Source organism: Arthrobacter sp. ISL-85 (assembly GCF_018613675.1).
Taxonomy (GTDB): Bacteria; Actinomycetota; Actinomycetes; order Actinomycetales; family Micrococcaceae; genus Arthrobacter.
In genome coordinates this window covers 246,565-256,913 of the sequence record NZ_JAGGPQ010000005.1, presented here as the reverse complement: position 1 = coordinate 256,913, position 10,349 = coordinate 246,565, and the positions used below count along the sequence as shown (strand labels likewise).

At 69.7% G+C, this 10,349-nt stretch carries 6 protein-coding genes; all 6 read right to left on the bottom strand.

The window, feature by feature from the left end; translation table 11 throughout:
* Positions 1-8: 8 nt before the first annotated feature.
* From J7I84_RS03980 to J7I84_RS03955, 6 genes are read right to left on the bottom strand one after another with little or no spacing between them, the layout of a single operon-like run.
* Positions 9-1,769, bottom strand: coding sequence for a serine/threonine-protein kinase (locus J7I84_RS03980; protein WP_214940870.1), 1,761 nt, complete (start codon positions 1,767-1,769; stop codon positions 9-11).
* Positions 1,766-3,808 carry an FHA domain-containing protein gene (locus J7I84_RS03975; protein WP_214940867.1) on the bottom strand — a complete coding sequence of 681 codons (2,043 nt, stop codon included), beginning with the start codon at positions 3,806-3,808 and terminating at the stop codon, positions 1,766-1,768. The genes J7I84_RS03980 and J7I84_RS03975 overlap by 4 nt, the downstream gene beginning before the upstream one ends.
* On the bottom strand, positions 3,805-4,731 hold the full coding sequence (locus J7I84_RS03970) for a PP2C family serine/threonine-protein phosphatase (RefSeq protein WP_214940864.1): 927 nt from the start codon (positions 4,729-4,731) through the stop codon (positions 3,805-3,807). Before J7I84_RS03970 ends, J7I84_RS03975 begins: the two co-directional genes overlap by 4 nt.
* Positions 4,728-6,359: an RDD family protein gene (locus tag J7I84_RS03965; RefSeq protein WP_251046019.1), complete on the bottom strand. Its 1,632-nt coding sequence runs from the start codon at positions 6,357-6,359 to the stop codon at positions 4,728-4,730. Before J7I84_RS03965 ends, J7I84_RS03970 begins: the two co-directional genes overlap by 4 nt.
* Positions 6,359-8,986, bottom strand: a complete 2,628-nt coding sequence (locus J7I84_RS03960; protein ID WP_214940860.1) for a transglutaminase family protein — start codon at positions 8,984-8,986, stop codon at positions 6,359-6,361. Before J7I84_RS03960 ends, J7I84_RS03965 begins: the two co-directional genes overlap by 1 nt.
* The gene (locus tag J7I84_RS03955; RefSeq protein WP_214940858.1) at positions 8,983-10,326 is read right to left on the bottom strand and encodes a DUF58 domain-containing protein; all 1,344 of its coding nucleotides are present in this window, start codon (positions 10,324-10,326) and stop codon (positions 8,983-8,985) included. The genes J7I84_RS03960 and J7I84_RS03955 overlap by 4 nt, the downstream gene beginning before the upstream one ends.
* Positions 10,327-10,349: the final 23 nt, after the last annotated feature.

The following is a 10,349-nucleotide window of genomic DNA, read 5'->3' as shown; positions in this document are numbered from 1 at the left end:
CAAGGATGTCACTGGCCCACGCATGCGATGGAGCCTGGTTCCATGGGTGAGAAGGCGCCGTCGGTGCGCACGATCATCACCTGGATGCAGGTCTGCCCGGTGGGATTGGGCCGGACCCGGACGGGCGGCTGCGCGATGGCCTGGAATCCGCCGTCGCCGCCGCCAATCGTGTACACCTTCCACTTGTAGGTGTCGCCGTCCTTGGGCTGCGGGTTGGTCCAGGTGAAGGTGGCTTCCCCGTCGCCGGCGATGGCGCCCTTGAGGCCTGCCACATCGGGGACGGTGCCGTTGTCCAGGGCGTCCGCGGGCGGCTTGCTGACCTGCTGGGTGGTCACTGGCTTCGGCGTCCCGGGGGCAGCGTTGGCCACCACGATGCCCACCACCGCTGCCAGCGCCAGCAGGGTGCCGCCGGAGATCGCCAGCCACAGGTTGCGTTTGCCATGGTCCGCTGCCGGCGCCCCTTCGGGCTGGTCCACCATGGCGGCCCGCTGCACGGTTGCGTCGGCGGTGTACGCGTCCTGTCCGGCGTCCGTTACCGGCGCGCCGTAGTTCGCCGCACCTGTGCTGCCCCGCAGGACGGTGGACTGGGCCCACTCCCCCTGCCCGCCGCCGTCGGCCGCGTCTGCTGCGATGGCGCCCGCTCCGGCGGGGCTTGCCGGGATGGAGGGCACTGCCGGGCCCGCCCGCCACTGGCTGGGGCCGGCAGGGGCAAAGGCCGACGGCGGTACGGCGCCACCCCGGGGTCCCGTGGCGCCTGTCCCGGCGCCGGGTGAGCTGGGGCGGGTCCTGGCCGGGAAGGTGGGCGCGCTCCCGGTTCGTTCCGGATCGATGGCGGCGATGCTGCGGACGCGCGTTTCCTCGGCGCCGTCGTCCGGGTCGCTTTCCTCCTGCTGGGGTTCCTCCAGGACCTCGAAAGGCGTGACCGAAAGGTTGAGTTCGGCCTGGATGCGCTGGAGCGCCAGGGCGAAGGCGTGCGCGGAGGAGTACCGGGACTGCGGCGATTTCGCCATGGCCGTCGCCAGCGCCAACTCCAGCGACTCCGGCACATCCGCACGGCCCAGCCGCGGCAGCGGCGTGTTGCTGATCCGGTTGATCAGCTCGCGCTGGGAGTTGTCCGCCCCGGGCAGGACAAAGGGCGATCGGCCCGCCAGCAAGGTGTACAGCGTAGCGCCGAGGGCCCACACGTCCACCATGACGCCGTCAACACTGCCGTCCCGGAACTGCTCGGGCGGGGACCACGGAATGGACATGCCCGAGTCGTCGTCAGAGTCCCCGGCAAGGGTGCCGGAAATCCCGAAGTCGGTCAGGGCTGGCCGGTTGTAGTCGGTCACCAGGATGTTGGCGGGCTTGATGTCGCGGTGGGCGATGCCGGCGCGGTGGGCGGTTTCGACGGCGGAGGCCACCTGGATGCCGACGGCCAGGACCTCATCGACGCTGAAGCGCTGCCGCCGGTACCGCACGTCCAGGCTGGGCCGGGAGCAGTACTCCATGGCCAGGTAGGAGTGCCCGTCATCCGTCACTTCAGCTTCGAAAATGGTGACGATGTACGGGTGCGAGGACAGCTGGGCCATGAGGTTGGCCTCGGACTCGAACCGCCGCCGGGCGCCTTCGGTCTTCAGGTCCGAGAGCAGGACCTTGACGGCCACCTTCCGGCGGGGCCTGTCCTGTTCGTACAGGTACACGTCCGAAAACCCGCCCGAGCCGAGCAGGCTGACGTAGGTGAACCCTGAAATGCGGGGCGGCGGCGCAACCGGCCGTTTGGAACTCAAGGAATCTCCTCAAAACGCAATGAGATGTTGTCGCCCAGCTCCGCGATGTCGCCGTCGAGCAGGATAGCCATTTCGTTCTGGGCGAGGCGGCGCGGCGGTTGGCCTTCGCGGACCAGGACAGTGCCGTTGGTGGCCTTGAGGTCGCAGAGCATGACGTGCCAGCCCTCGAGGCGCACCTCCACATGGGACCTGGAGATGTCGCCGCCGGGGCTTGCCACCTGGACCAGCCGCGGCATGATGCCGCCCTGGACCCGGGACACCGACGGCTGCCGGCCAATGACCATTGATTGGTCGAGGTCCAGCAGCTCTCCGGTGGACAGCCGCATTCGGCCGAGCCGGGGGCGCGCCACCTGCACGGCATCCGGTAACAAGGCGGCTCCGCAGATGTTGCACTGGCCACGTGTGGGCGGGTTGGCGTGGCCCTGGGCGCAGACGCGGGCCAGCACCAAGGGGCCGCCGGCGGCGTCCTGCTGTACGGCAGGTGTTGTAGCTGCCGTTCCCGCGAGGCTGCTCTTCATGACCGTCTGGCCGTCGTGGTCGGGATCGAAACCCGGTTCGGGTTCTTGCGCCGGGGCAGGCGCCGGACCGTGGGACGGGGCCAGCTGTTGCGCGGCGGCGTGCTGTTGGGCGGGGGCGTGCTGTTGGGCGGGGGCGTGGTTGCCGATGCCGGGTGCCGGCGAGCCGCTGCCTGATGCCGGGCTGGTTGCCGCTGCCCCGGTGCGCCACGGCACGGAATCGATGAGGACTCCAGGGGACGCAGGACGGGGCGGGGCGGCAGCCGCGTCATTCGACCCGGAACCAAGTCCGCCCGGGCCGGCTGCTCCGGCATCCGCCGCCGCCCCCGAACCGGCAGCCGGGCTTCCCGCAGCCGCGTCCTCCGCGGTACCAAGCGCAGGCAGTGGTTCGGCTGCAGGGAGTGCCGGCTGTTGCTGCGGCATCACGTGTCCGGAATCGGCGTCGGGGTCCTCGCGCATGGCCGCGTCTTCGATGTTCCGCATCACAGTCCGGTCCCACAAGTGGTCGTAGGACGTGGTCATCTCCACGCCGGGAGCTTCATGGCTTTGGTTCACGGCAGCGGCGGTCGCTTCCACGCCCGCTGCCTCCGGTCCCCGTGCGCCTGCGTCCAGAGGTTCTGTGCCTGGTGCCTCCGGACCGGGCGCTTCCACGCCGGTTTCCTCAGCCAGCTCTCCGTCAGCGTCGATGATCGCTCCGGGGGCGATAGTGGCTTCCGGGTCAAGGTCATGAACGGCGGGGAGCAGTTCCGGCCCGCTGTGGTCCAGGGGTTCATCATCCGGGTGGTGCTCAGACTTCCCGTGAGAGGCGCCGCCAATGACTCCTGCCGCTGCCCCGGCATCCACCCGCGCCCTTCCGGCGGCAATGGCCTGATCGGTGTCGGCGGCCCCGTCCACCTCACCGGAAGAATTCACGGTAAACGGGCCGTCGGCGGCCACAGGAGCACCGCTGGATACTGAGCGGTCCGCTGCGGCCGGACCAGCGACTGCGGCAGGATCAGCGACGGCGGCAGGACCAGCGACGGCGGCCGGGCCGGCCGGTGCGCCGAGCGTCAGGGACTGCAGCAGCACCACGCCCTCCCCCAGCGGCAGTTCAACCAGCGGCAGTTCCATCAGCGGCACACCGGGTCGTCCCGCAGCCTGCCCTGCCGTGCCCGTGCCACCGCCGGCGATCCCCAGCCGGCACCTCCCGGGCACCACGAACCTGCGCTCGTTCCAGGTGGTCACGTCGCGGCCGTCGAGATCCACCGGGCCGCCGGGCTGCTCCACCGTAAGGTCGAGCTCGCCGCGCAGGAAGACCCGCAGGGACCCATTGAAGTCCAGGATCCCGAACGACGGTATGCGTGCCAGTGATCCGCCGGAGCTGCTGGTAACTGCCGCCAGGACCTCGTGCGGTTCGGGTTGTGTGCCCAGGAGCTCCCAGATGGCGCCCGCGAGTCCGGCGGGCGTCTCCGGGCCCAGGATGACAGCGGTCCCCGAACGGACAATGCCCAACCAGGTGCCGGGAATGTAGCTGGCGCCGGTCACCGTCCGGGTTCCCCGTCCTGGTCGGCGCTGTCTTCAACCGGTGCCGGCAGGGGCTGCGTTACGGCTTCGGACGCAGGTGGCCGCGGCAGCGTCACTTCGTCCCCGTCCGCCGGGGCAGGCCGAGGCGCGGTGGTGCCCGCGCCGTCGTCGTTCGCTACGTTCCGCGCATCCACCACGATGGCCGTCACGTTGTCCCGGCCACCACTGCGCAGGGCAGCCTGGATCAGGGCGTCCACTGCGTCCTGCGGCTCTGCCACGGTGCTGAGGATCCGGAGAATGTCGTCGTCCGACAGTTCCCCCGTGAGGCCGTCGGAACAGACAAGCACGCGGTCGCCTTCCTCGACGGGGAGGAGCCAGTAGTCAGCCTCCGTTTCGTCACCCGTGCCAAGGGCCCGGGTGACCACATGCCTGCGTGGGTGCACGGTGGCTTCCTGGGCAGTGATCTCGCCCGCGTCCACGAGCTCCTGGACCTCGGAGTGGTCCACGCTGATCTGCTCGAACCGGCCCTGGCTGAGCCGGTAGGTGCGCGAATCGCCGATGTTGAGGACCAGCCAGTACGGCGTGCCCATCTGCTCCACCACCACGGCGCCGGTGAGGGTGGTGCCGGCACGGGCGCCCGTGGCTTCGCGGATGGAGTTGTCTGCACGCACCAGGTACTGCTGGAGGACGGACGCGGTGATGGTCCGCTCCCCGGTGGTGACCTGGGGCATTTCGGCCAGGGCACGCACGCACAGGCCGCTGGCAATCTCCCCGGCCTCGTGCCCGCCCATGCCGTCTGCCACAGCGAAGACGGGATCGGCGGCGATGTAGGAATCCTCGTTCAGCTCCCGCCGGAGTCCCCGGTCCGTCCCATAGCCGTAGGTGAGGCTGAGGCCGGGCCCCGGCTGGATGGTGGAGGAAACGCTGGCGGGGTGCTGGTTCATGCCTGTCCTAGGTAAAAGGTACGGTCTCCAAAGTGCACGCTGGATCCCGGGGTAACAAACGTGGGGACGCCCGGCACCAGGGGGGTGCGCAGGCCGTCCGGGGTGGTGACGGCGCTTCCGTTGGTGGACTGCCGGTCCGTCACCCAGATGCCTGCGCCGTCAGTGAGCAGGTGCAGGTGTGTCTTGGAGATGGAGCGGCCGGGGTCGTCCACGGCCAGCAACTGGGCATGCTGTTCCCCGGTTTGTCCCACGGGATTGCGGCCCACCAGGACGTTGCGGTCCAGTTGGAAGTCGCGGCCGTCGTCCAGGCGGATGCGGAGGACGGCTACCTGGGCGGGGCCGCCGGTGCCCGGCCGCACCTGGGTTCGTTCCACGTCGTCATCCGCATGCGGCGCAGGCACCCGGTGTCCGGGCGCGGCAGCAGCCGGCGGCGCGAAGGACGCCGGCGAGGTGTAGGGCCTGGTCTGAGACGGCATGGCGGCCGACGGCGACGGTACCTGGGGTGCCGGGACGTAGGGCGCCGGAGTTTGGGAAGCTGCAGCCTGTGGGGCGGGGGCCTGCGCCAACTGGACCTGTGGTGCCTGGGCCGGAGGCAGTGGACTTTGGGGGCCCGCAGGGCGCGGTGCTTTGGCGCCGGCCACCGGGGAAAGCACCTGCTGGACGGGTGGAAGGTCCAGGGGCGCGAAGCTGTAGGGTCCCTGGATGCCGCCGGTGGTGAGGGGGTCCCTGCCGGCCTTGATGTCGAACACCAGGGTCTTGGCAGCGGTGTCGTTCCAGGCCCGCAGCCCGCCGTTCTTGTCCCACCGGTTGGAAACCACCACCAGCACAGCCCAGGCTGCACCGATCAAGAGCAGCGGGCCAAGAATGAACAGGGCGGCGTCAAACCACTTGAACACCACGACCAGCACCGCCGCCAGCAAAGCCAGCAGGATGCCGGCCCCGGTGATGAGGCCGCGCAGGAAGACCGCGCCCGCGCCCGGAGCGTAGCCGTCCTGGTCCGCGCTGCGGATCCCCATGGCCAGGCTGCCGGGCGTTTTGCCGGTACGGGCTTCGAGGCCGAGCACCACGAACAGGTAGGCCAGGGTGAGGCCAAGTCCAATGCCCCCGAACAGCACCAGGGAGGACGTGTCGTAGACGATGAAGCCGCCGCTTCTGGTCCGGGTGATTCCCGCGAAACCCATGGCAAACGTCACCACCAGCACCGCCACACCGGGCAGCCAGTCGATCACGGCAGCGCCAAGCCGCTTGCCCGCTGCAGCCGGAGCAAGCTGAAGGATCACTGCCATTCCCGTTCCTCCCCCTGGAGCGGTCTCCACCCAGGTGGAACCGCCGGTCACGCCCGGCCCGGTGCCCGCGTGCATGGTGCTCCTGCGCGCGGTGCCCGTTGATGCTGTGCCCGCCGGCTGACCTGCCGCGGGCCTTCCTACTACCGGGATAGTACCGGGAATCCCCGGCGCATGCGCGGGGCGCGCTTGCTGGGCATCGCCCCTGCCGAGGTCCGCCAGCGGGTCCGGGGTGGGGGTGCGGCGCGCCGCCCGGTTGGGCAGCGGCGCGCCGCAGGCAGTGCAGAAAGTGGCTCCCGCGCGGATCTGCTGTTGGCAGCGCGGGCAGCGTTCGGCGTCGGGCATCACTGCTGGTTGGGTCCTTGCTGGTGTGACTCGTGCGGGTCGCGCGGCGGGGATTCCGGTGGGGACGCTGCGGGTGTGCCGGGCGTTCCGGGCCGGTCCCCTGGAACGGTGCCGTTGGCAGCACGACGGCGGCGGGCGGCGAGGATCCCGCCCACCACCGGCAGGGTCCCCCGGCCGCCGCGGGGCTTGAGCCCGTTGCCGGAGTTCATCGCGGTCCGGGCGTCGGCAAGCAGCGACCGGGGCGAGAACCGTGCCTGCTGCCGCCGCCAGAATCCCATGGAGGAGGTCATCTCCTTAAGCGACCCATCGACGATGGTCCAGTACTCGCGGACTTCCTCCTCGGTGGGCTGCCCTGCTCCGAAAATAGAGGCGTCCGCACGCCGCGCCAGCATAGTGGTGGTTCCCTGGCTGGCAGGGAATGCTTCGGCCAGCACGGCTGCGCTTTCCCGCCGCGTCGAGCGGGTGTCGACGGCGGCGCCCAGGTCTGTCGCCAGGCTCACCACCTCGTTCCATCCTCCGCCCACACGCTGGGCGGGGTGCCCGTCGCGGAACCGCGACTTCCGCCGTCGTGTCTTCAACAGGGCGATGAGCAACAGCGGCACGGCCAGGACCACCAGTGGGATCGCGACGACGCCCAAAGCGCCAAGGAGGGCACCCCAGAACAGCCAGGGGTTGTCCTTCTTCTGGTCCGCGTCCAGCGCGTCCGGTGAGGAATCCGGCGGCAGGTCTGCCGGCTCCTGCGGCGGGGGCGGCGGCTGCAGCACCTGCGGCTTGGGCTTGGACTTGTTCTCGGGGTCCGGCGGAATGGGAATGTTGTCCTTGGGCGGGGTGGGATCAAAGCTGACCCAGCCCACCCGATCAAACGCCACCTCCACCCAGGCGTGGACGTCCTTTCCGGTGATCTTCACCTCCCCTGCGCCGTTCTCCGGGCTGGTCGGCTCAGGATAGAAACCCATCACCACGCGGGACGGGATGCCCAGGTGCCGGAGCATCAGGGACATGGCCACCGCGTACTGCTCGTCGTCGCCGAGCATCTGCTTGGCCGTGAGCAGACTGCGGATCCGGGCTGAACCGTGGCCCGAGACGCTGGGCAGCTGGCCCTCGCTGACCAGGCCGTTGCTGAACGCCCCCGTCTTTTGGAAATGGGCTTCGATCTGGCGCACCCGGTCGATGGCGGTGGGCGCATCGGCGGACAGGTCGTTGGCCTGCGATCCCACCACCGGCGGGACCTCCAGGGCGTCCGGGAGCGAAACCTTGGCGAAGTCGTACTGCGTCAGCTGCCCGTGCTCGAGCTTGACGGGGTCGGAGACCTGGACGCTGTAGGAGTCTCCGCGGGACAGCCCGCTGGTGGTCACTGCGGTGTCGGATCCCGGGTTGAAGTAGAGGCCCGCAGCGGCGGCGGAGCCGGATTGGTCAAAGCTGATGCCGGTGGTTTTACGGCCCCCCGGGACAAAGTAGCCCTGGTAGTCCTCAATGTTGATGCTGATCGAGTAGTCGTTGGTGGGCACTACCCCGGAAGAATCGGCGAGGGTGTTGATGGACTTCGCATCGCCCACCTTGCTGAAGTTGCCTGAGCCGTTGGGATCCATGTTGTAGTTGGTGCCGTTGAACGCATCCAGGGCGCCGAGCCGGACCCTGCCGTCCCACGGGAGGCCTTTGACCACGAACAGGGTGTCGTCCTTCTTGTCCTTGACGTACGTCCGGAAGCTCGCCAGGGGCGTGATGTAGTCCTTGGGGTCGAACGGCGGCACCACCACGTTACGGAGCACTTTCCGGTCTTCCCCTGCGCTGACCAGCGGGGCGGCCACCGCGGTGACCCCCACGCTGATGGCGATGACTCCCGCCGCCATTCCCAGCCTTCGGATCCTCGCACGCCGTGCGGCGGCGGTGTCCGTCTGCGGGTTGTTGACGGACACGCGGCGGGTGTTGCTCCGCCGCAGGGCGTCGCGGCGGAAGGTTGCCCAGGCGATGCCGAGCACGGTCAGGCCAATGCCGCGTTCCAGGGTCAGGAACGCGGCATTGGTGCTGAAGGCGATGCCCGTGACGAACAGGATCAGTACCGGCAGGAGGGGCAGGTAGGGGCTCTTGGCGCGCCATGTCAGCACTGCGGCGACGAGCGCCGTGATCAGTGAGCTCAGGAAGGGCACAATGAGCACGCCGCCGGCAGTTCCCACGGGCACGCCCACCGTGAGCATGTCCTTCCAGGCGAAGACGACGCCAAGGAGCAGGGTCCGCAGCGAGTCCAGGGAGGGGACCACGCCGGCGATGGCGGAATCCGGCACCGCGAGCCAGGTGCCCAGGACCAGGTATGCGGCAAGGGCCAGGGCGGTGGTGATCAGCAGGCCCAGGCGCAGGTGCGCGTTTGCCGCGCCGATGGCCAGGCCCAGGATGATGCCGCCAAACCCGGACAACAGGTAGTAGGGGTCCCCGCCGAAGCTCAGGCCGAAGCCGAGCAGGCCCAGGCCCAGCAGGACCACCAGGGCTCCGGCGTCGAGCAGGAAGTGCCGCAGCGGCTGGCCGTCCGCGAACGCCGACTCCTGGTTGGCGGCTTTGCGGGGGGTACGCATCTGCGGGATACGGGTTTGCGGTAGACGGGTTTGCGGGGAACGGCCCGGTGCGGTGCTCATGCGGCCGCCTTTCTCAGCACGATGGCAAGGTCGGCCAGGTCGCCGAGCGTCAGGACAGTGAGGTCTGCGATGTTGGCCCGGGTGGGGGCCGCGCCGGCTTCCACCCTGACCGCCAGGCTGCGCACGCCGGGCGGCACGGAGGCGGAGGCGGTACGGAGCTGGGTCGCCGTCACGTTGCTGCCCACCACGAAGAAGACCACGGAGGCGTTGGGGACGGTGTCCGCCAGGGTCCGGGCGAGGTCGACGGCGGTGCGGCGCATGGGAGCCCCGACGATCCGGGTCATGTCATCGAGCATGTCGCGGCCGGTTTCGCAGCGCAGGGGGCCCTTTTGAGTCAGGACATCCAGTTCACGCTGTTCGCGGATGGCCTGCCGGCCGATGGAGGCGGCCACCGAGATGGCCATCTCGAACTCGGTTTCAGAGGCGTATTCCTCGGTGTTAATGGACAGCGAAATGGCGAGGTGGGCGCGGCGGGTTTCCTCGAACTGGCGGACCATGAGTTTGTTGGTGCGGGCCGTGGTCTTCCAGTGGATGTGCCTGCGGTCATCGCCCGGCACGTAGTCGCGCAGGGCGTGGAAGGAGACGTCGGCGCTGGAGAGGTCCGTGGTGGGCATGCCCTCAAGGTCGCGGATGAAACCTGCGGCGGAGCCGGCCAGGGCCACGGTGCGGGGGTGGACGAAGAGGTCCTCCGGCTCGGTCCAGAGGACCTGGCGGCGCAGCAGGTGCAGCGGGTCTGCCCGGACGGAGCGGACCGGTCCCACCACGATGACGGCGCGCCGGGCGGTGGGGATGGTGAACAGGTCTTCGTGGACCTGCCCGGGTTTCATCCGCGGCAGGTGGAAGACGGCGGTGGTGCTGCCCACCGGCAGTTCCAGCGCGGCCGGCAGCAGGGGCCGGGCCGAGGTGTTGGAGACGGCAATGCTTCCGACGGCGCTGTCCCCCACCGCCACCCGGGTGCGGGCCAGGTCCAGGACCACTCCGTACGAGGACCGGCCCAGGATGAAGGCAATAGCGATCACGAACATTGCGAACGCGGCAATGGACGCTGCCGTGGCCTCCTGCCAGCCGAATGCCTGCCCCGTGATCCAGAGCAGGACGGCGGCGGCCAGGACGGACCAGCCCAGGACGCTGACCACGGAAAGCACCGGCCACACGTATTTCAGCCAGTTGTCCCGGACGGCCCGCCAGGCCGGTGTCAGGGCCTGGAGGGCGGTGCTGCTGGCTTCGGACCATACCGCTGCAGGATGCAGCCGGGTGGGGCGGCCGTTCCGGTGGAAGAGCTGCTGGAATCGCTCCGCGAACCGGGTCAACAGGGTGCCGCTGGACGTGCCGTCGGACATAGGGGGGTGCCTTCGTTGTTGCG

Coding starts and splice junctions, on each gene's coding strand:
- J7I84_RS03955 (WP_214940858.1), bottom strand. CDS start 10,326: ATGTCCGACGGCACGTCCAGCGGCACCCTGTTGACCCGGTTCGCGGAG.
- J7I84_RS03970 (WP_214940864.1), bottom strand. CDS start 4,731: ATGAACCAGCACCCCGCCAGCGTTTCCTCCACCATCCAGCCGGGGCCC.
- J7I84_RS03960 (WP_214940860.1), bottom strand. CDS start 8,986: ATGAGCACCGCACCGGGCCGTTCCCCGCAAACCCGTCTACCGCAAACC.
- J7I84_RS03965 (WP_251046019.1), bottom strand. CDS start 6,359: ATGCCCGACGCCGAACGCTGCCCGCGCTGCCAACAGCAGATCCGCGCG.